The sequence below is a fragment of the Streptomyces sp. NPDC006743 genome, from assembly GCF_040703815.1.
GTDB lineage: Bacteria > Actinomycetota > Actinomycetes > Streptomycetales > Streptomycetaceae > Streptomyces.
Genome location: NZ_JBEYJA010000019.1, coordinates 21,165 through 43,561 on the forward strand (window position 1 = coordinate 21,165; position 22,397 = coordinate 43,561).

The window sequence follows — 22,397 nt, forward strand, 5'->3', positions numbered from 1 at the left end:
CCTCGCACGGCCGCACGGCTGGAGCACTCCCACGCGACAAGCGCTCCCGTCGCGGTGAGGGTGGATGCATGACGCAGGAGATCACGACGCCCTCACCCGACCGGGTGGCTCCGCGGCCCGCCGCCCGGGTCGTGCCGATCACCGCGGAACCGCCGGCCCCCTCGCCGCCCCCGGTGCGGGAGTGGCCCGCACTGGACCTGGACGGCCCGGAGTTCGACCCGATACTCAGCGCGCTGATGCGCGAGGGACCGATCACCCGAATACGGCTGCCCCACGGCGAGGGCTGGGCGTGGCTGGCCACCCGCTACGACGACGTGAAGCTGATCACGAACGACCCGCGGTTCAGCCGTGCCGAGGTCACCGGCCGCCAGGTGACACGGCTGGCCCCGCACTTCAAGCCGCGGCCCGGTTCGCTCGCCTGGGCCGACCAGCCCGACCACAACCGCCTGCGCAGGGCGGTCGCCGGCGCCTTCACCGTCGGCGCGATGAAGCGGCTGCGGCCCCGCGCGCAGGAACTCCTGGACGCGCTCCTGGAGCCGGTGCTGCGCGCCGGACCGCCCGCGGACCTGGTGGAGCGGGTCCTGGAACCCTTCCCGATCGCGGTGGTCGCGGAGGTGATGGGGGTGCCGCCCGCCGAACGGGAGCAGGTGCACACCTGGACCCGGCAGATCATCTCCATGTGCGGGGGCGCCGAGGCCGCCGACCGCGCCAAGGAGGGCATGTACGGGTGGATCGCGCGGACGATCCGGGCGCGCCGGGACAGCGGCGGCCAGGACGTGCTGTCGCTGCTGGGCGCGGCCGTGGGCCGGGGCGACATCAGCGAGGACGAGGCGGTGGGCCTGGCCGGGCCGCTGCAGATCGGCGGCGAGGCCGTCACCCACAACTGCGGGCAGATGCTGTACCTGCTGCTGACCCGGCCGGAGCTGATGGCGCGGATGCGGCAGCGGCCCGCCGAGCGCGGCCCGGTCCTGGACGAGCTGCTGCGCCACATCCCGCACCGCAGCACCGTGGGCCTGGCCCGGATCGCCCTGGAGGACGTCGAGCTGCACGGCGTGCGCATCGCCGCGGGCGATCCCGTCTACGTCTCCTACCTGGCCGCCAACCGTGACCCGGCGGTCTTCCCCGGCCCGGACACCATCGACCCCGACCGGGACTCCAACCCGCACCTGGCCTTCGGCAACGGCCCGCACTACTGCACCGGCGCGGTCCTCGCCCGGCTGCAGACCGAGCTGCTCGTGGACACCCTGCTCGACCGGCTGCCGGGGCTGCGGCTCGCGGTGCCGCCCGGCCAGGTCGCCTGGCGCCGCAGGACGATGATCCGCGGCCCGCAGAACCTGCCGGTCACCTGGTGAGGACCGCCCCGGGCGCCCCCGCGCGGCTCACGCCCGCAGCCACTCGGTGACCACCACGTCCGAACCCGTGCGCAGCCGCAGGGCGAACGGGCCGGCGGGGGGTGCCTGGGAGGCGAAGCGGCCCAGGTCGTCGGCGGTGAGCCGGGCGCCGGGCCGGGGGCCGTGCAGCACCTCGATCCGGGCGGGCTGCGGCGGCATCACCTGCCCCAGCAGGCCGTCCCCGCTGACCTCCACGTCGACGGTCAGGTCACCCGCCTGGAAGGTCAGCATCCGCGGCACTTCCCCGGAGCCCCTGACCGGAAGGGCGTCGAGCAGCGAGTCGAAGGTCAGCTCGGCGATCCGGGCGTCGAGGTCGTGCAGCGCGTAGGCCTCCAGGGCGAGTTGGCGCAGCTCGTGCGGGACCGGGTCGAGGACGGCGGCGGCCTGCCGCAGTTCCTCCTCCAGCAGGCCCTGTGCCGCCTCCGTGACGTCACCGCCCTCGCGGTCGTGGTCGTGGTTGCCGGTGCGGTCGTTCACGAGGTCCCCCGTGCGTCGTCGAGTCGTGCGCGCAGGCGTCGCAGGCAGCGCTGGCGCAGAGGTCCGATGCTGCCCACGGCGACGCCGAGCGCGGCCGAGACCTCCTGGTAGCTGGGCGGCGGCGAGGCCATCAGGACCCGCAGCAACTGGCGGCAGCGGTCGCCGAGTCTCTCGAACTCCTGCCACAGCCGCCGGATCCGCTCGCTCTGCGCCGCGGCCTCCTCGGCGTCGAGCAGCGACTGCTCGGGCGCCCCGACCTCGCTGACCCCGTCGAGCAGGTGCGGGTCGTCGGTCACCGTCAGCCGGCTCAGGCTCCGCAGCGTTCGGAGACATTCGTTGCGGGCGGTGCTCGCCAGCCACGAGCCCGCCTTGTCGGGTTCCCTGATCCGGCCGAGGTGCTGGGCGAAGCGGAACCAGACGGTCTGGTACACCTCGTGCCCGTCGGCGTCGGACAGCCGGTGGGCGCGCACCACCGACCACACCAGCGGGCTCAGCCCCTCCACCAGTGCTTTCCAGGCCGCCGCGTCACCGTCGACCGCGGACTGGACGAGCACGCCGACATCTGCACGGTCCACCGATCCACCCCTCGTGTACGGCCTGTCATCGTACGCCGTGGAGGGGAGCGTTCCGGTTCTCATGCCTGCGGAGCCGGCCGCCGGACGGGGACCGGCCGCCAGGTGGGCGGGCGCAGCGCCGGCACGTGCGCCCCGCGCACCTCCGCGTACTCCCGGTTGGCTGCGAGGAGCAGGCGGCGGGCGGCTCTCGGGTCGCGTTCCTCGTGGGCCGTCATGTGGGCGGCGACCATGGCGGCGGCCACGGGGGCGGCGAAGGATGTCCCGCTCCAGTGCGCGTACCCGTCGAACATCACCTGGTCCGGCTTGGCCGGGTTCCTGTCGCCGTCCTCGCTCAACAGGCCCGCGTGCCGGGGCCACTGGCAGGTGCAGGCGTACCGGAAGCCGAACCGGCAGGCGTCGTAGGTGGAGTGCCGGTACACGTACGGCACGGGCGTCTCGAAGCCGGTGAGGGCGCTGGTGAGGCGCTCACCGGGGGCGTACGCCTTCACCCAGTGGCCGTGGTTGCTGAAGCAGGCGCCGTGTTCGCCGTCGCCGCGCAGCGCACCGACCGACAGCACCGAGTCCTCGTAGCCGGGCCGGTCGGCGTAGGCCGCGGGCCAGAACGGCGTGGCACTGGAGTTGTTGCCGGCGGCGGCGACCAGGAGGGTGCCCCGCGCGCGCAGTTCCCGCATGAAGGCGTCCACGCCGAGCAGGCCGTCGGTGCGGCCGTTGGAGGTGCCGGCGGAGAGGCTGATGATGTCGGGCCAGCCGCCGGCGTCGACGGCCTCGAACAGCCGGTGCCCGAAGTCGGACTCCAGGACGGCGCCGGCGTCGTTGAGGCTGCCCCGGACGGTGATGTCGGTGTTGGGGGCGACCGCGGCGACCAGTCCGGCGATGAACGTGCCGTGCCCGACGTACTGCTCCAGGACGCCGTCGTCGCCGGTCTCCCGGAGCTGGCGGTCGCCGCGGACGCGGGCCAGCAGCGGGACGGCGCCGTGGTCGTGCATGAGTCCGGTGTCGACGACGAGGACGTCCACGGCGGTGTCCGGATCGTACGGGGTCCCGTCGGGCGCGGGGTTGGTGCCCGCGGCGCGCGGTGCGGGCACCGGCTCGTCGCCGGGGCAGGCGTTGACCGCGATGGACACCACGTGGTTGCGGCTGACCAGCCGCCGTCCGGCGCGTCCCTCGTGCTCGCGCAGGGCGCGCAGCGCGTGCGCGACGGCGAGGTCGCCGCCGCGGCCGCCCTCCCCGGGGTCGCCCACCTGGATCCGGGTGACGCCGGTGCGGTTGGTCCCAGGGCCCGTCCGGCGCACCCGGTCGGCGGCCAGGTCCGGCGCCGCGGCGAAGTGGGTGCGCACCGTGTCCTCGACCAGGTGGGCCTCCTCGCCGTCGCGCGCGAGGACCACGCCCTTCTCGTAGAGGAACTCGGCGGAGTCGTCCGGTCCCATCGCCAGCGGGACGTGGGGCATCGAACGCTGGATCTGCGCGAACTGCTCGTGGAAACGCTGTGGTGCCATGGCGCGCGTGTCCTCCCGTCGGGACGGTGGTCGTCAGTCAGAGCCGCGGGGGCCCCGGTTGATACAGCGGGCGGGGTGCCGGAGCCCTGGGACGCGGTTCCGGGGCCGCTCGCGGACCACTACCATCCGGTAGGTGACAGCGGGAAGCGAATCGGTGCTCGACCTGCTGCCGATGGTGTTCGCCGACCCCGGCGAGGCGCTGGCGCGGGCCCGTGCGCTGCTCGGCTCCCGTCCCTCGCCGCTGCACGCGTCGGTGGCGCACCAGGTGATCGGTATCTGGCAGCGGGACTTCGGCGATCTGCGGCTGGCCCTGCGGCACCTGCGGCGGGCGCGGGACCTGGCGGCGCGGGCGGAGTCGGCCGAACGGGAGGCCGACGTGCTGGCCACGCTCGGGGTGGCGCTGGTGCACGCGGGGCGCACCCGGCAGGGGCTCGCGGCGTTCGAGCGGGGGGTGGCGCGCGGGACCGGGCACACCCGGGCCCGGGTCAGGTACCGGCGGGCGTACGTGTGGTGGGTGCTGGGGCGGCACCGGGAGGCGCTGGAGGACGTGCGCCGCGCGGTGGGGGTGCTGCGCCAGGCCGACGACGTGATCTGGACGGCGCGGGCGCTGACGCTGCGGGCCACCGTGCATCTGGCGCTGGGCGCGGTGGAGCGGGCGGACGCCGACTTCACCGCGGCCGAGGCGCTGTGGGACACCACCGGCCAGGAACACGACAAGGCGGACGCCGTGGAGAGCCGCGGTCTGGCGGCGTTCCGGCGCGGTGACGTGCCGGCGGCGCTGCGGCTGCTCGACGAGGCCGAGGAGCGGTACGCCAAGCTGGGCACGCCGACGTTCATGCTGAACATCCGGCGCTGCGAGGTGCTGATGGCGGCCGGCCTGGCGCCGGAGGCGCTGGCCGAGGCGGACGCGGCGATCACCGAACTCGACCGGCTGGGCGGGCAGTCGACCCGTAAGGCGGAGCTGCTGCTGGCGGCGGCGCGCGCGGCGCGGCTGGCCGACGACCCGCACACGGCGATCGCCCGGGCGGCGGAGGCGGTCCGGTTGTTCGGCGGGCAGCGGCGCGCCTGGTGGGCGGCGCACGCACGGCTCGTGCTGCTGGAGGCGCGGGCCGCCACCGGAGGCCGGTCCGGGCGGCTGGTCGCCAACGCGGCGGCGGTGGCGCGGCAGTTGGCGGCGTTCGGTTCGCCGGCCGCGCCCGAGGCGGCGCTGCTGGCGGGCCGGATCGCGCTCGCCCTGGGCCGCCCCGCGGAGGCCGAGCGGCATCTGGCGGTCGCCGCCCGCAGCCGGCGCGGCGGGCCGCCGCTGGCCCGGATGACGGGCTGGGCCGCGCAGGCGCTGCGGGCGCGGGCGGCCGGTTCGGGCCGGGGTGTGCTGGAGGCGTGCCGGCGCGGTCTCGACGTGCTCGACGACCACCGGATGACGCTGGGCGCCTCCGAGCTGCGGGCCCGGGCGACCGCGCAGGGGGCCGAACTGGCCGCGCTGGCCCAGCAGGCGGCGCTCGCCTCCGGCAGCCCGCGGCGGCTGCTGGTGTGGAGCGAACGCTGGCGGGCCACCGTGCTGTCCGCGCCGCCCACCCGGCCGCCCGCCGATCCGGCGCTGCTCAGCGGTCTGACCGCGTTCCGTGAGATCGCGGCCCGTGCGCAGGAGGCCCGGCAGGACGGTCACCCGGTGCCCGCCCTGGAGCGCGAGCAGCGGCGTCTGGAGCGCGAGATCCGTTCCCGCACCCTGCACCTGCGCGGCGAGGCGCCCGGCGGCGGTGACCGCTTCGCGCCCGCCCGGCTGCTGGAGCGGCTCGGGGACGGGTACCTGGTCGAACTGGCCGTGCTGGACGGGCGGGTGCACGTGCTGCTGTGCGGGCAGGGGCGGGTACGGCGGTTCGAGGCGGGGCGGCTCGCGGAGGCGGTGACGGAGGCGGAGCACGTGCAGGCGGGCCTGCGGCGGCTGGCGCACCCCGGCGCGGCGGCCCGGCTGCCGCTGGTGGAGGCGGCGGGCCGCCGCCTGGAGGAGCTGCTGCTCGGCCCGGCCGCCCGGCACCTGGGGTCCGGTCCGGTCGTGGTGGTGCCGCCGGGTTCGCTGCACCGGGTGCCGTGGGCGCTGCTGCCGTCGCTGCGCGAGCGGGTGCTGAGCGTGTCCCCGTCGGCGGGCAGCTGGCTGCGGGCCCGCGAGACCGCGCCGCCGCCGGTCGGCCGCCCGGTCCTGGTGCGCGGCCCGGGGCTCGCGACCGGCGGCGCGGAGGTCCCCGAGCTGGCCGGCCGGTACGGGACGGCGACCGTGCTGGAGGGGGGCGCGGCGCACGTGTCGCGGGTGCTGCGGGAGCTGGACGGTGCCGCGCTCGCGCACATCGCCGCGCACGGCACCTTCCGCGCGGACAGCCCGCTGTTCTCGTCACTGACGATGGCGGACGGTCCGCTCATCGTGCACGACTTCGAGCGCCTGGACCGCAGCCCTTACCGGATCATCCTGTCCTGCTGCGACACGGCCCGCTTCGCCTCGGTCGGCGCGGACGAGCTGCTCGGTCTGGTCACCGCGCTGCTGCCGCTGGGCACGGCCGGGGTGGTGGCGTGCAGCGCGCCCGTCAACGACGAGGCGGTGGTGCCGCTGATGCTCGCGCTGCACAAGGGCATCGGTGCCGGACTCTCCCTGGCCGAGGCGCTGCGCGACGCCCGGGCCGCGGTGTCCGGCGATGCGACGCACCAGGCGACCGGGTGGGCGTTCTCCGCGTTCGGCGCCGCCTGAGCGGGACCGTCCGGCGGGACGGGCGGAGCGCCGGCCGGGGACGGCGGTGAACGACCGCCGGCGCGGCCGAGCGCGGTGAGGTGACCGGGTGTCAGGGGGCCGCGCAGGAGGGGAGCGGCCGCTCGCGCCGCTCCCCCGGCCTCCTAGCGGCGGGCCGGGGGCCGGTCCGGGCGGTGCGCGGTCAGGGGGCGGCGCGGGAGGGCCGGAAGCCCGTCAGCCCCGGCGGCGGGCGCGGCCCGGCACGGTGAACAGCGCACTGCTGACCCGGAGCAGGCCGAGGGCGCGGCCGGCGACCGGACGCGGCGCGGCCGCCGGTATCCGGCCCGGGGCACGGGCTGCGGCCGCCCGGGGAGCCGCGCCCCTCTCCCTCACCTGTCCCCCGATCGCCGGCGGGCGGCCGCCGGAGTAGCGGCCTCGCGCCGCCGCTGCCCGGCGCGGAGCCCTACCGCGTCCCGGGCACGGCGGCGGCCGTACGGCCCGGGCGGGTGCGAGGCACCCGTGCGTGGCCGTTGTGAGCCGGAAGGTGAGCGGCCGCTCCGAGCCGGGACTCACGTCGGTCGTCCGTCCGGAGGCCGACGCCGGTCCCTCGGCCGGCCGGGGCAGGCGCACCGGTGGGACGGTCGGGCGGGCGGGCCGGCCGACGCCGCGGTCTCAGGGCCGGCCGGCCCGCCGGGCGCGGTCCGCGTGGGCGGCCCAGTCGAGGACCGGGACGGCCGCGCCGGCCGCCTCCCGGCCCCGGCAGCGGGCGTGGTGGCGGCGGGCGGTCCCGGCCAGGTCGAGGTGGGTGCCGAAGGCCGGGTGCGCGGTGAGGCGCCGGGCGTGGTCCCACAGGCCGGGGTGGTCCGCGACGCGGTGCACGGCACGGGCGTCGAGGTGGTGGCGGTGCACGGTGTCGAGCTGGACGAGGGTGACCCACAGCGTCACGTCGGCGGCGGTGAGCCGGGGGCCCGCGACGTGGTCGTGGTCCCTCAGCCGCTGCTCCAGTTCGTCCAGGGCGCGGAAGAGGACGTCGAGCGCCCCCGCGCGTTCCGCGGGATCGCCGTCCGCCCGCCCGGCGCGCTGGGCGGCCTCCTCGACACCCCGCGCGCACAGCCGCTCGACGGCCTCGACGTCGGTCCACGGGCCGGCGTCGGTGCCGCAGGGGTACAGGGCGGGCCTGCCGTCGCCGAAGTGACGGTCCAGGTCGCGCGTGATGTCGGGGGCGTGGGTGCTGACGATCCGGCCGGACCAGCCGTCGCTGAGGACCGGCGCGAGGGCCGGCCCCGGGTGGCGGTGGGCGCTCGCGTCGTAGAGCGGGCGCAGGGCCGAGTGCCCGCCGTCCGGGCCGTCCGGCACGGCCGGCAGGAACGTCACCGGACAGCTGTCCCCGATGCCGAGCAGGCTGTGCGTGACGGCGATGGCCAGTCCCTGCGGGCAGGCCGTGGACAGGTGGAGGCGGTAGCGGCCGGGCACGGCGTAGTGGCCGCTGCGCGCGTCCCGGCCGATGCGCCCCCGGAAGGCCGGTGCGGGGCGGGTGGCGGGACGGGCGGCCTGCGGTGTGACGGACATGGGTCTCCCCGGGTACGGGCACGCGCGGGCGCACGCGCCGCGGAAGCGGTGTCGAAGCGTGGGACCGGGCCCTGGCCCTGCGGGCCTGGGACGCCCGGCTCAGCGGAGAGCGCCGGGGGCGCTGAGCGGGGTGGGGGCGGCGAGCACGCCCCGGGCGGCGGCGCGTGCGCCGAGGGCGCTGCAGACGCGCAGGAGGTCGATGTGGCGGCGCGAGGTGAGCAGGGGCGCGGCGAGCGGCGGCCCGCCGAGCGGGGAACGCGGGCGGCCGCCCGGGGGCGCGCCGGACGGGGAAGGCACGCCGCGCGGGGGCAGGCCACGCGGGGGCGCGCCGGGCGCGGGCGACGGCCGGGACGTACGGCTCACGCGGCCGGTCACCGGCTCGAGGCGCCTCATGATTCCCTACCCGTTCACTAGGATTCCTCTCTGGAGTGTCGGGCCGCCCGGAGCCGCAGTCAAGGGGGCGTCCACGGGGTGGCGGGTGCGCGCGGTCGCCGGCTCTCTCCAGGGGCACGGCAGCGAAGGGCCTTGCTCCGAGCGGCTGTTGCGGACCCGGACCGCTGCGCAGGGGCGGCGCGGGAGTGCGTCGCCCGCTCGGCTACTGTCGGCGCCGCCCCCGTTCACCGCGCGATCCGGCCTGCCGAGCCGCGGCCGGTTCGTCCCACAGAAGACGCGAGACGCCCACGCATGCACACGCCATCATCGACACCGGAAGCGGCACGGGCCGGCGGGACGTCCGACCCCGTCCGGATCGGCGCCCTCGCGCCGCTCACCCGGCCCGGCTGGACCGAGGCGGGCCGGCACCTGCTCGCCGGCCTCGAACTGGCCGTGCGGGACGTCAACGAAGCGGGCGGGATCGCCGGAAGGCCGCTCGAACTGCTGGTCCGGGACACCGCCGCCGATCCCGGCAGGGCCGCGGAAGCCGTGGACGAGCTGGCCCGCCTGGGCGTGGCCGCCCTGGCGGGCGAGTACCACAGTGTCGTCGCCCGTGCCGCCGCCGCCAGGGCCGACGCCCTGCGCGTGCCGTTCCTGTGCTCGTCGGCCGTCTTCGACGCGCTCACCGAACAGCCCACGGACTGGGTCGCGCGGCTGCCGCCGGTGCAGTCCCACGGCTGGCGGATCTACGCGGACTTCCTCCTCGGCGCGGGCCACCGCCGTATCGCCGTGGCGGCCGAGCCGAGCGTCTACTGGGCGGCCGGCACCCGCATCCTGCGGGACCGTCTCACCCCGCGCGGCGGCTCGGTCGTCGAACTCGACGTGCGCGCGCTCACCCCGGCGGGGCTGTGCGGCGAACTCGCCGGCACCGGCGCGACGGCCCTGCTGCTCCTGGCCGGCCACCCGGAACCGGCGGTGCCGGTCGTCCGCGCCGTACGCCGTGACCCGCGCCTGGCCGGTGTCCTGATCGGGGCTCCGGCCGGGCAGCCGGAGTTCACCGGATGGGCGGCCTCGCTGGGTGAGGACGGCGCCGCCGTCCCGTTCCTGCGCTACCTGCCCGAGCAGGTCGGCCCCCTCGGCGCACGCGTCGGGACGGCTCTGCGCGAGCGGTCGGCCGGCCCCCCGTCGTTCGTCGCCTTCGAGGGCTACGACACGATCGCCGTCCTCGCCGACGTGCTGCGCTCCCACGGCGCGGACGACCGGGCGCGCACCGCCGCGGCCTGGCCGCACGTCGCGGTCGAGGGCACCCGCGGGCCGATCCGGTTCTCCCGCGCGCCGGGCGCCGGTGTGTGGCAGTGGGAGGGGGCGCCGGTCCAGGTCGTCGACCGGGACCCGGCGGAACCGGACCGCTTCCGGATCCTGCACACCGGCTGAGCCGTCGCCGGCGCGGAGCAGGCGCCGGCAACGGTCGCGGGGCGGTCCCGGTTTCCTCCGGAACCGCCCCCCGGGCGCGGCCGCGGGCCTCGTCGTGAGCCGGGGTCACGCGGGCGGGCCGTGCGGCACGGTGGCGCCGCCCGCCCCGCTCCCCGCCCTCGGACGCCGCTACCGCAGGACGGTGATCCGGTCGGCCGCCGGGGGCGCGATCGGGCCGGCCGCCGACGAGTTGGCCGTCAGGTAGTCGTTGAACGCCTTGAGGTCGTCCGCGCCGACCAGCGGGTTCCTGCCCTTGCCGAGTTCGGTGAAGCCGTCGCCGCCGCCCGCGAGGAAGGAGTTCATGGCCACCCGGTACGTGGCGGCCGGGTCGATCGGCGTCCCGTTCAGCCGGACGGAGCCGGCGTCGACGCGGGCCGCGCCCGACCGGGTGAGGTCCAGGGTGTAGGTGAGTCCCCGCGAGACCTGAAGGATCTTCGGTGAGGCCTCGTTCGGGCCGCTGACCTGCTGCTGCAGCGCGGTGACCAGCTGCGCGCCGGTGAGGTCGACCAGGTTCACCGTGTTGCTGAAGGGCTGGACCGTGAACGCCTCGCCGTACGTCACGACGCCGTCGCCCTCGCTCCCGCTCGCCTTGTGGACGAGGTCGGAGCGGATGCCGCCGGGGTTCATCAGCGCCAACGCGGCCTTGGGGTCGAGCGACTTGGCGTGCGCGAGCTGGGCGTCCGCGATCAGGTCGCCGAGCGGGGATTCGGGAGTGGTCGCCCCGCGTCCGTCGATGTCGCCGGAGATGTAGCCGACGGGCCGGTCGGCCACCGGCGCGGCCAGCGCGTTCCAGCGTGAGATGAGTGCCGTCATGTCGGCGGCCTTCGGCTGGGTGCGGCTCACCACGTGGTTCGCGGACTTCACGCTGGTACGGACGATGTCCCGCGTACGGCGGTCATAGGTCAGCGTGGTGTCGGTGTACAGCTTGCCGTACGAGGACGCCGAGGTGACCATGCGCGGCCGGCCCGAAGGGTCGGGGATCGTGCACACGTACGCCTGGTGCGTGTGACCGGTGACCAGAGCGTCGACCTTGGGCGTGATGTTCTTGGCGATGTCGACGATCGGCCCGGAGATGCCGTCGCCGGCGCCCGGGGAGTCGCAGTCGTAGTCGTACGAGGCGGACGCGGGCCGGCCGCCCTCGTGGACGAGCGCGACGATCGACTTCACGCCCTGCCTGTCGAGGACGTCGGCGTACTTGTTGACGGTCTCGACCTCGTCGTGGAACTTCAGGCCCTTGACGCCCTCGGCGGTGACGATGTCCGGGGTGCCCTCCAGCGTCACGCCGATGAAGCCGATCTTGACGCCGTCGTGCTTCCACACCCAGTAGGGCTTGAGGATCGGCTTGCCGGTCTTCTCGTCCGTCACGTTGGCGGCGAGATACGGGTAGTCGGCGCCCTCGAAGGTCCGGCCGGGCTCGTAGCAGCCGTCCTTGGGGTGGCAGCCGCCGTTCTGCATGCGGGCGAGTTCGGTCGCGCCCTCGTCGAACTCGTGGTTGCCGACGCTCGTCACGTCCAGGCCGAGCTTGTTCATCGCCTCGACGGTCGGCTCGTCGTGGAACAGGCCCGACAGGAGCGGGCTCGCACCGATCAGGTCACCGGCCGCGGCCGTGACGCTGTACGGGTGACCCTTGCGCGCCGTGCGCAGCGAGGACGCCAGGTACTCGACGCCGCCCGCGTCGGTCTTCTTCGTCGTGCCGTCCGGCTCGGTCTCGGTGACCTGCCCGGAGGAACCGGCGGGCGGCTCCAGGTTCCCGTGGAAGTCGTTGAACGACAGCAACTGGACATCGACCGTGGGCCCGCCGTGCCCGTGGCGGTGGGCCGCCGGGGCGCCGTTCGCGGGCGCGGCCGCCGCGCTCAGCGCACCGGCCGTGGCCAGAGCCGCCACGGCTCCGAGTATCCGGTGGGCGCGGCGTCTTGGCCGGATCGGGTGGGTCATGGGCTCCCCTGGGTGAGTACGAGGCTGTTCAGGCTGTGCGGAGCCTATGTTCAACGCGCGTAGCGCGACAGGGGGTCACTGATCACGAACAGGTTGCACCGGACTTCCCGCACAAGACACGCCACTTCCCCGGGACGCGGCGAGCGGCACCGTCATCCGGCCGGCCGGCGATCCGCGCGGCCGGCGGCCTGGAGGGCGGCCGGGCGGACTGCCGGCGGGCTGGAGGGCCGGAGAGGACTGGAGGGTCCGGCGGCGGGCGGGAGCGCTGGAGCGGGCCGCGTTGAGACAGCGTACAGAGCGTCTTCAGAGCGGGCGGAAACAATGGTCCGACACGAACACTGCTCGGCCGTCGGGAGAGTTATGTCCGCCGTACTTGTGCACCCGCAGGCGTCCGACACCCTGTCCGCCACCGGGTTGAGGGCGATGCTCCAGGAACTGGAACCCGGGTCGGTGTCCCTGGTCGGCTCGGCGGCCGACGCGGACGTCGTCGTGTACGCCTCCCACGCGGTGACCGGCACGGAGCTGAGCCGGCTGCGTGAGCAGGCGGAGCGGTGCCGCGCCAAGCACGTCCTGGTGGTCGGGGAGATACCGGCCATCTGCCTGCACAACCTGGTCACCTGCCGCATCCACGGGGTACTGAGCCGGGCGGAGACCGACGGCGCGCTCATCGACCGCGCCGTGCACTCGGCGCACAACGGCGAGGGCATCTTCCCGCCGTCGCTCCAGGGATCCCTGGTCGTTCAGCTCGGCCAGCTCCAGGAGAAGGTGCTGGAACCGGCGGGCCAGACCCTCATGGGGCTCAACCCGCGCGACATCGAAGTGCTGCGGCTGGTCTCGGAGGGGCTCTGTACGAGCGAGATCGCCGTCAAGCTCGCCTACTCGGAGCGCACCGTGAAGAACTCGGTGCGCTCCGTCATTTCGCACCTGGGGGCCCGCAACCGCGCGCAGGCGGTGGCCCGGGCGCTCCGGGAGGGTCTGATCTGACCCCCTCCCCCGAGCCTGTTCGCAGCTCTTACCGCCCGTGTGCCTCCCCGCCGGCCGTCCTGCCCACTTGCCCTCCCCGCCCGGTGGGCCTCGGTCAGGAGCCGCCCCCGGCGGGCCTCGGTGGGCAGCCCTCAGCAGGCGCTCAGCAGGCGGCTGCATTCGGCGCCCCCGGGGGCGCCGAGCCCTTCGAAGACCTCCTGGGCGCACCGCCACGCCTCACGGGCGCCCGCCCGGTCGTCGGTGGCCGCGCGCAGCCTGCCGATCCAGACCAGCGCCTGCGCGTGCCGGTAACCGTCGCCCAGGCTCTGGTACAGGGCGTCGGCCCGGTGCAGGTACCGCTCGGCGTCCCGGACGCTGCCCCGGGTCAGGTACACCTGGCCGAGGTGCATCATGGCGTCCGCCTCGCCGCGCGGGTAGCCGGACTTGTGCCAGTGGCCCATCGCGCGTTGCAGCGCGTTCGTCGCACGGCCCGGATCCCCGGCCGCCATCAGGGCGCGGCCCAGCGCGCTGAGGGCCCAGGCGGTGCCCCAGTGGTCGTCGGCCCGCTGGTAGGCGCGGCGGGCCGTCTCGTAGGCGTGCGCGGCCTGGGCGGGGCGCCCGGTCCGCAGGTACAGGTCGCCGAGCGGCACGAGCACGGTGCCCAGCTGCCAGTCCTCGCCCGTCCGCTGGAACTCCGCCGCCGCGCGGACCAGTTGTTTGCGCGCGCGGCGGTAGTGGCGCAGGTACAGGTGGGCGAGGCCGGAGGCGGCCCGGATCTGCGCTTGCCCCTCGCGGGACTGCGCCCGGCGCGCCGCCGAGGCGCCCACCCGCAGCGAACGCAGCCACAGGGACCAGTTCTTGTGCAGGTAGAACCAGGAGGTCAGGGCCACCGGGATGCGCCAGGCCAGGTCGTACTGGCCGCAGTTCAGCGCCAGTTCGCTGATGGCGACCAGGCTGTGCTGGTGGGCGGCGAGCCAGCGCACGGCGCCGCGCCGGTCGGTGGGGCCGCCGGCGGACCAGGGGGTGGGCTGCGCGGGCAGGAGGTCGCGCACCGGGCGCGGCGCGATCAGCGCGCTCGCCTCGCCGACCGCGTGCAGCGTCCAGCGCAGCAGGCGCAGGCGGGCCCCGGCGAGTTCCTCGTCGGTGAGCAGCGCCTCGGCCTCCTCGCGGGCGAACTCGCCCAGCAGGTCGTGGAACCGGTACCGGTCCGGGCCGGCCTCGGTGAGCAGGGTGTTCGCGGTCAGCTCGGCGAGGATCGCGGCCGACTCGCGGGCGGAACGGTTCAGCAGGGCGCCGGCCGCCCGCAGGTCGATGTGTGTGCCGGGGAACAGGCCCAGCAGACGGAAGGCCTCCCGCGCCCGCGGCGACAGCTCCTCGACGGAGGCGCGGAAGACGGTGCGCAGGTCGACGCCGGTGTCCGGCAGGCCGGAGGAGAGCACGTCGAGCCGGTTGCCGCCGGCCCGCACCCGCTCCAGCAGTGCGCTCAGCGGCATCCCCGGGCTGCTGACCACGCGGTTGCCGATGACGGCGACCGCGAGGGGCAACCCGGCGCAGTACCGTACGAGTTCGTCCGCCGCGGTGGGTTCCGGGCGCGTGCGGCCGACGCCCGCGCAGGCGTCCAGGAGCTCGCGGGCCCCTTCGTGGCTCATCGGTCCGAGGAAGAGGGCGTGCGCGCCGTTGCGCACCACCAGGGTGTCCAGGCGGCGGCGGCTGGTGACGAGTGTGGCGCAGCCCGCCCCGGTCGGCAGCAGCGGCAGCACCTGCTCGGTGGAGTGCGCGTCGTCCAGCAGCACGAGGAGCCTGCGGTCCTTGGTCAGGGACCGGAACAGGGCGGACCGGGCGGTGCCGGTGAGCGGTATCCGGTCCGGGGCGACGCCGAGGGCCACGAGGAAGTCGTAGAGCGCCTCGCCCGCGCTGAGCGGCGGGGCGCCGGGGTGGAACCCCCGCAGTTCGACGTGGAGACAGCCGTCGGGGAACTTCTCGATGCTACGGTGCGCCCACTCCATCGCCAGCGTCGTCTTGCCCGTACCGGCGCTGCCCGTCACGAGACACAACCGCGGCCCCTCCCCGGCCGCCGTCAACACCTCCCCCAGCCGCGCCAGTTCCCTCTCCCGTCCGACGAACCGCCCCGCTCGCGGCGGCAGCTGGCGCATGTCGGCCCCGTGGCCGGAGCCGGCGGCCGGTGCGTGCGCGGCGGCTCCGGGGGGCGGGGAGGCGGCGGGTGCGGCGGACCGGTGAGGTGCGGCGCGGTCGCCGGGTGCGGCCGGCACCGCCGCCGGTGACGTGGGCACACCGGGTGCCGCCGGTCCGGCCTGTGCGCCGAAGGCCGCGGGCGCGGCAGGTGCGCCGGGCGCCCTGGCGCCGCCCGGTCCGGGCACCCGTAACGCGCTGCCCTCGCGCAGCTGCCGGTACAGCTCGCGCAGCCGGGCCCCGGGCCGCACCGCCAGCTCCGCGCGCAGACGGCGGTCGAGGCGTTCGTACAGGCGCATGGCCTCGTCGCGCTGGCCGCCGCGTTCGAGCGCGGTCATCATCAGGGCGTGCGCGGACTCGCGCAACGGGTGGTCGCGGATGACCTGCGTCAGCTCCTGGACAACGATGTCGGTGCGGTCCAGGCCCGTCATCAGCCGCGCGTAGTCCTCGACGGCCGACAGCCGCAGCGCGGTCAGCCGTTCCCGCTCCGCCTGCGCGAACGGCCCCGGCACACCCTGGAGCGGGGTGCCACGCCACAGGTCGAGCGCCGCGCGGAACTGCCTGGCGGCGGCGTCGGGATCACCATCGCGCAGGGACCTGGCCAGCGCGCACAGGTCGAGGAACCCGGTGCTGTCCAGGTGTGCGGGCGGCAGCCGCAGGCAGTAGCCCCCGGCGACCGTGGCCAGCACGCCGTCGGTGGCGCGCTGCTTGTGCCCGGGGTCCAGCTGCTTGCGGAGGGCCGCGATGTACGTGTGCAGGTTGCCGCTCGCGTTGCCGGGCAGTTCCTCGCCCCACACCGCGTCCATCAGCTGTTCCTTGGAGACCACGCTGCCGCAGGGGCTGGCGAGGCGGACGAGCACCGCCTGCCGCAAGGGCGGCCCGGAGCTGTGCCGGACCCCGTCGACCTCGACGGTGAGGGAGCCCAGGACGCCGATCCGTACCACTGCCGCCGGCGCATGTGCCGTGGTGGCCGCGATCCCGCTCGCGCCGGTCGCCGCCTGAGCATCCCTGAGCTGGTAGGCCACGCGCATCCCCCATCGTCGCGTACGAACGGACGGTGGCGCCGCAACCAGGCGTCCGCTCTTACCGTGAGCAGGCCCGCGCCGGTCACGCGCGGGCCTCACGCCCTGGCGATGCCGGTCGTGCACCTGCCAGGAAGAGGTGCTACCACTGTTAGCACGAACTAGCCTACCAGGCCGGTCACTTGATCCCCCTGTTCCGCGCGATCCGTGTGCCGCGTGCGCTCCGGCGGCCGCCTCCCTCCAGATGATGTGCCCGCTCCCGCTCACTGATCCGCCGGAGCCCGCTCACGCGACCGGTTGCGTCCCCTTCACCGCCGACAGGATGTGCGGCCAGGCGGCCGCGCCGAGCGCCGCGTCGGACACGGGGTCCCCGCCGAGCGCGTGCAGCGGCTCCCCCGACAGGGCCTGCTCGCCCGGCAGCAGCGGGTGGTGGCCGGCCCGGGGGTCGCCGATCACCGTGGCCCGGCGGCCGTGCTCGCGCAGCCTGTGCTGAAGCTCCCCCGCGTACGTCAGCGACGGCCACATCGCGTCCGCCCCGCCCGCCACCAGCACCACCCGCGCCGCCGTCCGCTCCACCGGGATCGCCGCGGCGGCCGCCCGCGCCGCGAACGTCCGCGCGCTGTGCTCGTACAGCGCCCGGAAGGAGGCGGGCCCCGGCGCGCCCGGCCGCGGCAGGTACGCCGTGTCGTAGGGGGTGAACGGCAGCGGCGTACCGCCGTGACGCCAGGAGGAGCGGAAGGGGTGGGCGCGGCCGTCGGTGCCGGGGCCGAGGTTCGCCCACACCACCGAGGTCGGCGAGAGCGCCACCACCGCCGCCACCCGCGGATCGTGCACCGCCAGCAGCAGCGCCGCCTCCGCGCCCTTCGACTCGCCCAGCACGCTCACCCGCCGCGCGCCGCGCCCGGTCAGCAGGTCCACGGCGGCGGTGAAGGTCTCCAGGCCGACCTCGCAGATGCCCGGCGGCTGGCCGGGCCCGCCGAACCAGCGGACGGACAGTGCCGTCAGCCCCTCGGCGGCCAGCAGCCGGCACCGTTCCTCGGCGATCTCGCCGCCCGAGCCGCCGAGGACCAGGACGGCCCTGTCGCAGCCGCCCTCCGGCTCGACGAGCACGCCCTCCCACGGCTCGGTGACGGGCAGCGTGGTGAGGCTTGCCGGTGCCGCGCCCCGGGCCCGTCGCGCCGCTCGCGCTCCCTCGGACATCAGGCGAGCTTCGGCATGACCTGCGAGGCGAACAGGCGGAGGCTGGGCTCCATCGTCGCCAGCGTCTGGCCGCCGAAGTCGACCTGCCACAGCATCGTGTCGGCGTGCAGCTGGGACGAGAGGTGCTGCGCCCGTTCCAGCACCTGCTCCGGGGAGCCGACGACCGCCGTGCCCACGCTGCGGAAGTCGTCGATGCGCATGGTGCGCAGCACCTGCCCCATCGCCTCGTACGTCGGGTAGTCCTTGGACGTGGTGCCGCTCCAGTCCTCCGCGGACTCCGCCCACACCGTGAGGTATTCGCGCAGCAGCGGATCGGCCACGCGGTAGGCCTCCTCGTCGGTCTCGGCGACGAACAGCGGGACGCTGACGGCGACCCGCGGCCGGGCGCCCGGGCCGTGCGTCGAGCGGAAGGTCTCCAGGTAGACCTCGACCATCTCCCGGGTGCCCGCCAGGGCTTCCTTGTGCGGCGGCGGCGTCACGAGCAGTCCGAAGCCCTGCTCGCCGATCCAGGCGAAGCTCTGCCGCGAGCGCACCGCGGCCACCCACACCGGAGGGTGCGGGCGCTGCTCGGGGCGCGGCAGGCTGGTGGCGCGGCGGAAGGCGAAGTACGGGTTCTCCTCGTCCACCGACTCCTCGGTCCACAGCCTGCGTACGGCGGTGACCGTCGCCTGGAAGCGGGCCCGCGACTCGTCCATCGGGATGCCGAACGCCTCGAACTCGTAGGGCAGCCAGGCGCGGGCGTAGCCGACGTCGAGGCGGCCCCCGCTGATGGCGTCGACCATGGCGGTCTGGGCGGCGATCTGGACCGGGTGGTGGAAGGAGGCCTGGATCGCGCCGGTCATCAGCCGGATGGTGCTGGTGCGCGCGGCGACGGCGGACAGGAACCCGAGCGGGTCGGGGCAGTAGCCGCCGTAGTCGCGCAGGTAGTGCTCGGTCATCTTCACGTAGTGCAGGCCCTCGTCCTCGGCGATGCGCGAGAGCGTCAGCACGTCCCGGAAGTAGTCGCGCGCCGAGCGGACCGCGGGTCGGCAGTCGGGCAGCAACGAGATGCCGTGCTTCATGGTCAGCCTCCGATGGTAGTGACGCCGGCCGTTCGTCCGGTCGACGAGGGTTCCCGCCGCGAACGGGCCAGGAGCAGGAAGGTCCACCGCGCGCCCGCCAGCGGCAGGACGAGCGCGACGGCCTGGAACAGGGCCGTGTCGACCGCGGTGGTCAGGAGTGTCGCGGCGGGGGCGACGCGCGGGGAGCGCCGCGCGTGCGGGCCGCGGCAGCCCAGTGCCGCCAGCAGGAGGGCGCAGCCCCAGCCGGCCACCGGGCCCGCCCGGTCCAGGGCGGTGGCCACCGCGACCCCGAACACGGCGGCCTGCTCGGCCCAGGCCGCGAGCAGGCCGAGCGCGAGCGGTACGAGAGGCGGCCAGGTTCCGGCGCCCGGGAGGGCGGACGCGTGCCGCATCCAGGCGCTGCGTTGCAGGGCGGCCCACTGGGAGACGGGGCGCTGTGCGTCCGTGTCCCGCCGTACGGCGGCGAGTTCGCCGAGCGTGCCGCACAGCAGGGCGGCGCAGGCCAGTTCCCCGGCGCCGACGAGCAGCCCGGCGGGCAGCAGCTGCCAGGCCCGGCCGCCGAGGCGGAACGGGTCGCCGGCGCCCCGCGGCGAGGTGAGCGCCCACCATGCGCCGGTCAGCGCGAGCGCGGCCAGCGGCGGACCGAACCGCGCGGCCCACTGCGCGGCCGGCGAGCGGGTGTCCGCGCGGCCTGCCGCACCTGAGCCGCCCGCCGTACCTGCGCGGCCGGCCAGGCCCGCGCGGACGGCCGGGACCGCCCAGCAGGCGAGGACCAGCAGCGGCGGTACGGCGCCGGCGGTCACCGTGCGCCCTCCGTCCTCGCCCGTGACGCGGCCCGGTGGTGCAGCCAGGCGCGCAGGTTGAACAGCACGTGGCCGAGTACCGGCGCGAGCACGGTGCCGGTCACGGCCACCGCCACGGTGGCCGCCAGCGACAGGGGGAGTTTCGCCAGCACCTGGTTCCAGCCGAAGAACAGGTGGGCCAGGCCGAAGGCCAGGACGCCCAGGGCCAGTGCGGCCAGGCGCAGCACCGGGGCATGGGCGCGCAGCGCCACGTCGTACCAGACGCCGCGGAACACCGTCTCCTCCACCACGGCGGCGGACAGGGTCCACGCCGGGCCGGCCGGCAGCCGCCGGTCCTTCGCGCTGGGCCGCCACGACCCGTCGCGCTCCTGCCGGGACGGCGCGGCGACGGCCTCCCGCCCCGGCGCGGCGCCGGGTCCGTGGCCTCCTCGCCCCGGTCCTTCGCGTCCCGTGGCGCGCCGCCGTGCCAGCGCCCGCAGCACCGCCCGGTCGCCGGCCGTCGCCACCAGCGCCACCGCGCCGCCCGCGGCGATCACCGCGGCCGGCCGCCATGGCGGCGGCAGGGAGGGCGCCGCGCGCCACAGCACGGCGGGTCCCTGGACCAGCAGCCCGCCCGCGGTGACCGCCGCGCCGAGGGCGACGTAGACCGGGAGCATCGGCGTACCCCGGTCGTCCAGGTAGCGGTTGTGCACGGCCCCCGCCAGGTTCAGCGTCGCGAGGGAGCACAGCGCGAGGCCGGTGAGCAGGTAGAGCCGCAGCTCAGGGGTAAGGGTGAGGGGCAGCACCGTGGAAGCCTCCGTAGGCGGCGAACCGGGGGTGGGCGGCCGGTGGCGCGGCCGGCAGGGGCAGCACCAGGGTGCCGGTCGAGAACACCCGCACCACGGTGAAGCCCAGCGCGCGCACGTCTGCGGTGGTCAGGTCGGCGAAGTACAGGTCCTTGCCGCCGGCGCGGTAGGCGTCGACGAGCGCGGCGATCTGCTCGCGGCGCGGCCGGGTGTCGTCGGCCGGCAGATCGCTCGCGGCGGCCTCCTCGCAGGCGGCGAAGCGGTCCTCGACCTCCTTGGCGCCTCCGGCCGCCGCGTAGCTGCCGACGTTGGCCTCCAGGTCGTAGAAGTCCTCCGGGGCCTCCTCCGCCGGGCCGGGCCCGGCGGGGCCGTGGTCGATGCGTTTCTCCACCGCGAGCCATCCGGCCAGCCACCGCACGCCCGCCGCCTCCAGCAGCGCCCGGTACATCGTGTCGGCCAGCCTGGTGCCGCTGCCGAGGCCGACCGCGATCTGCGGCACGAGGCCAGGGGGGCGCCGCAGCAGGCAGGCCACCGTGAAGCCGGGCAGGTCGGGGTTGGTCAGCAGGTGGAACTCCGGCGGGAGATCACCGCGCGGGAAGACCTCGCGCACCAGGTCGTCGACGATGCGGGTGCGCCGGTCGCCGCGTATGCGCACGCTGGGCCGGGTGCCGTGCCAGTGGCCGATGGCCGAGTCGATCTGCACGGCCTCCGAGAGCGCGGCGGCCAGCGCCGCGTCGGGGTCGGTGTGCGCGGCGGCGCCGGTGGTGACGGCGGGCGCCAGCCAGGGTTCGTCGTCGCGCGGCACGTAGCCGAGGAAGTACCACTGGGCGGGGATCAGCCCGCTGAACCGCCCCAGCAGCGAGGGCAGCCGGACCCAGCCCATCTCTGCGTCCGGGTCGAACCGGTCGAAGAGGAAGCCCTTCGCCCGGTGCTGATCCGGGGTGAAGAGCGTCAGCTGCTCCTCGGTCGGGACCCGTTCCCCGGCCGCGGTCAGCTCGCGGTGGCTGGCGTAGCGCACCGGGAAGCGGCCCTCCAGGGGCGCGACGTTGCAGGCGTAGCGTTCGAGGGACTCGGCGAGCACCCGGATCCGCGCCTCGAACGGCTCCGTGCCGAAGCCGCCGAGGTGGAAGCTGCCGGCCTTCGGCGCGGGCAGGTCCTGGAGGAGGTGGACGCCGGTGAGGTCGGCGCTCGCGATGAGCATGCGCGGGTCGCTGCGGCTGCGGGTGAGGTGGTCGAGCACCGGGACGATGCCGCACAGTCCGCCGTGCACACGGCGGCGGAGCGCCTCGGCGCGCTGCATCTCGTCCTGCCGGACGTTCAGCGCGAGCGGCACGGACGACGGCTCAGACATCGAGCCACGCCCTCGGGTCGTAGTACAGCGGGGAGTCGTCACGTTCGGCCACCGTGCCGCAGCCGACGCAGCCGGGCAGCGGCAGCACCTCGTTGTAGGCGATCTCCATCGTCGGAAGGTGCATGCCCAGCACCTTCTCCACGGTGAACGCGGTCCCGGTGTGCAGGTAGTTGACGGCTTCCAGGGCCAGGTGGGAGGCGAGCAGCGCGGTGACCGGCGCGGCCACCGGCGGGGTGCCCAGGCGTACGGCGCCGCGGGCCAGGGCCTCCTTGTAGCGCACGTAGGACGCCTTCTCGCGCAGGTTCATCACCACGCGGGTCTCGAAGCACTCGTAACAGGCGGAGCGGCCCGGCACCACGGTGGGACCCGCGAAGACGTACGGTCCGTCGACGGCGCCGTGCAGCCAGGTGATGCCGAGCCGGGCGGCGAGCCGGTTGAACACCTGGAAGCGCTGCGGGTCGATCACGGTGGCGGTCAGCACCGCGTACGCGCCGCGCCAGGGTTCGAACTCGTCGGCGAGCGCGCGCAGTCGCAGCCCGTCGTGGACGACGGCCGGGTCGACGCCGGCGAGCCGGCGCACCAGCGGGTCGTCCGGGCCCGGGCGCACGACGGGCAGTCCGTGCCCGTTGCCGAGCGCGTCGCGCACGCAGGCGGTCACTTCCGGGTCGCCCAGGAGCAGCACCTGGCCGGCGTGCTCGGCCGGTGCCCTCCGGCCGAGCGAGGACACGTCGTCGAGGTAGGCGTCGAGTGCGCTGCGGGGCCCCTCCCGCAGCACTCCCAGCTCCGCGAGATGGCCGGTCAGGGCCTCGACCTCGGCCGGGGTGACACCGTGGCGCACGGCGAGTTCCGCGGGGGACGCGGTGCCGTCCAGGTCGGTCACGAGGGCGAGCAGTTTCCCGCCGCCGCCCTCGTCGGTGACGGTGCGGGACTCCATGTTCCATATGCCCGTTCGGAACTCCACGATGTCCGGACTGTGCCCGATCACCGTGACCGATTGGCTTACTCGGGGATTCTTTCC

17 protein-coding genes are annotated in these 22,397 nt (G+C 75.7%); 4 read left to right on the forward strand and 13 right to left on the reverse strand.

The window, feature by feature from the left end; all coding sequences use genetic code 11:
* Window positions 1-68 precede the first annotated feature (68 nt).
* Window positions 69-1,352, forward strand: coding sequence for a cytochrome P450 (locus ABZ719_RS17735; RefSeq protein ID WP_366726098.1), 1,284 nt, complete (start codon window positions 69-71; stop codon window positions 1,350-1,352).
* A 27-nt stretch (window positions 1,353-1,379) separates the two neighbouring features.
* Here the strand turns inward: ABZ719_RS17735 and ABZ719_RS17740 are convergent, their stop codons facing one another.
* The 3 genes from ABZ719_RS17740 to ABZ719_RS17750 form a co-directional block, all read right to left on the reverse strand.
* On the reverse strand, window positions 1,380-1,799 hold the full coding sequence (locus ABZ719_RS17740; protein WP_366726189.1) for a hypothetical protein: 420 nt from the start codon (window positions 1,797-1,799) through the stop codon (window positions 1,380-1,382).
* A 65-nt stretch (window positions 1,800-1,864) separates the two neighbouring features.
* Window positions 1,865-2,506, reverse strand: a complete 642-nt coding sequence (locus ABZ719_RS17745; RefSeq protein ID WP_366726099.1) for a sigma-70 family RNA polymerase sigma factor — start codon at window positions 2,504-2,506, stop codon at window positions 1,865-1,867.
* Window positions 2,503-3,939 carry a S8/S53 family peptidase gene (locus ABZ719_RS17750; RefSeq protein WP_366726100.1) on the reverse strand — a complete coding sequence of 479 codons (1,437 nt, stop codon included), beginning with the start codon at window positions 3,937-3,939 and terminating at the stop codon, window positions 2,503-2,505. The genes ABZ719_RS17745 and ABZ719_RS17750 overlap by 4 nt, the downstream gene beginning before the upstream one ends.
* Window positions 3,940-4,072: 133 nt before the next feature.
* On the opposite strand from ABZ719_RS17750, the gene ABZ719_RS17755 reads away from it, so the two are divergent.
* On the forward strand, window positions 4,073-6,676 hold the full coding sequence (locus ABZ719_RS17755; RefSeq protein ID WP_366726101.1) for a CHAT domain-containing protein: 2,604 nt from the start codon (window positions 4,073-4,075) through the stop codon (window positions 6,674-6,676).
* A 651-nt stretch (window positions 6,677-7,327) separates the two neighbouring features.
* On the opposite strand, the gene ABZ719_RS17760 is transcribed toward ABZ719_RS17755, so the two are convergent.
* Window positions 7,328-8,224 (reverse strand): glutathione S-transferase C-terminal domain-containing protein, encoded by an 897-nt coding sequence (locus ABZ719_RS17760; RefSeq protein WP_366726102.1) that lies wholly within the window; start codon window positions 8,222-8,224, stop codon window positions 7,328-7,330.
* A 99-nt stretch (window positions 8,225-8,323) separates the two neighbouring features.
* Window positions 8,324-8,617 (reverse strand): hypothetical protein, encoded by a 294-nt coding sequence (locus tag ABZ719_RS17765; RefSeq protein ID WP_366726103.1) that lies wholly within the window; start codon window positions 8,615-8,617, stop codon window positions 8,324-8,326.
* Window positions 8,618-8,908: 291 nt separating this feature from the next.
* On the opposite strand from ABZ719_RS17765, the gene ABZ719_RS17770 reads away from it, so the two are divergent.
* A complete protein-coding gene (locus ABZ719_RS17770; protein ID WP_366726104.1) occupies window positions 8,909-10,030 on the forward strand; it encodes an ABC transporter substrate-binding protein in 1,122 nt (373 codons plus the stop codon).
* A 168-nt stretch (window positions 10,031-10,198) separates the two neighbouring features.
* Here the strand turns inward: ABZ719_RS17770 and ABZ719_RS17775 are convergent, their stop codons facing one another.
* Window positions 10,199-12,004, reverse strand: a complete 1,806-nt coding sequence (locus ABZ719_RS17775; RefSeq protein ID WP_366726105.1) for a bifunctional metallophosphatase/5'-nucleotidase — start codon at window positions 12,002-12,004, stop codon at window positions 10,199-10,201.
* A gap of 360 nt (window positions 12,005-12,364) precedes the next feature.
* Between ABZ719_RS17775 and ABZ719_RS17780 the strand changes: the two genes are divergently transcribed.
* Window positions 12,365-12,988: a response regulator transcription factor gene (locus tag ABZ719_RS17780; protein ID WP_366726107.1), complete on the forward strand. Its 624-nt coding sequence runs from the start codon at window positions 12,365-12,367 to the stop codon at window positions 12,986-12,988.
* Window positions 12,989-13,119: 131 nt separating this feature from the next.
* Here ABZ719_RS17780 and ABZ719_RS17785 read toward each other — a convergent pair whose 3' ends face one another.
* From ABZ719_RS17785 to ABZ719_RS17815, 7 genes are all read right to left on the reverse strand, one after another.
* Complete coding sequence (locus ABZ719_RS17785; protein WP_366726108.1) at window positions 13,120-16,182, reverse strand: BTAD domain-containing putative transcriptional regulator; 3,063 nt, start codon at window positions 16,180-16,182, stop codon at window positions 13,120-13,122.
* 282 nt (window positions 16,183-16,464) lie between these two features.
* The gene (locus ABZ719_RS17790; protein WP_366726109.1) at window positions 16,465-17,379 is read right to left on the reverse strand and encodes an acyl-CoA thioester hydrolase/BAAT C-terminal domain-containing protein; all 915 of its coding nucleotides are present in this window, start codon (window positions 17,377-17,379) and stop codon (window positions 16,465-16,467) included.
* Window positions 17,379-18,440 carry an LLM class flavin-dependent oxidoreductase gene (locus ABZ719_RS17795; RefSeq protein WP_366726110.1) on the reverse strand — a complete coding sequence of 354 codons (1,062 nt, stop codon included), beginning with the start codon at window positions 18,438-18,440 and terminating at the stop codon, window positions 17,379-17,381. Before ABZ719_RS17795 ends, ABZ719_RS17790 begins: the two co-directional genes overlap by 1 nt.
* A gap of 2 nt (window positions 18,441-18,442) precedes the next feature.
* Window positions 18,443-19,243: a hypothetical protein gene (locus ABZ719_RS17800; protein ID WP_366726111.1), complete on the reverse strand. Its 801-nt coding sequence runs from the start codon at window positions 19,241-19,243 to the stop codon at window positions 18,443-18,445.
* Window positions 19,240-20,028: a CPBP family intramembrane glutamic endopeptidase gene (locus ABZ719_RS17805; protein WP_366726112.1), complete on the reverse strand. Its 789-nt coding sequence runs from the start codon at window positions 20,026-20,028 to the stop codon at window positions 19,240-19,242. The genes ABZ719_RS17800 and ABZ719_RS17805 overlap by 4 nt, the downstream gene beginning before the upstream one ends.
* Window positions 20,003-21,379 carry a YcaO-like family protein gene (locus tag ABZ719_RS17810; protein ID WP_366726113.1) on the reverse strand — a complete coding sequence of 459 codons (1,377 nt, stop codon included), beginning with the start codon at window positions 21,377-21,379 and terminating at the stop codon, window positions 20,003-20,005. Before ABZ719_RS17810 ends, ABZ719_RS17805 begins: the two co-directional genes overlap by 26 nt.
* Window positions 21,372-22,340, reverse strand: a complete 969-nt coding sequence (locus ABZ719_RS17815; RefSeq protein ID WP_366726114.1) for a TOMM precursor leader peptide-binding protein — start codon at window positions 22,338-22,340, stop codon at window positions 21,372-21,374. Before ABZ719_RS17815 ends, ABZ719_RS17810 begins: the two co-directional genes overlap by 8 nt.
* Between the last annotated feature and the right edge of the window lie 57 nt (window positions 22,341-22,397).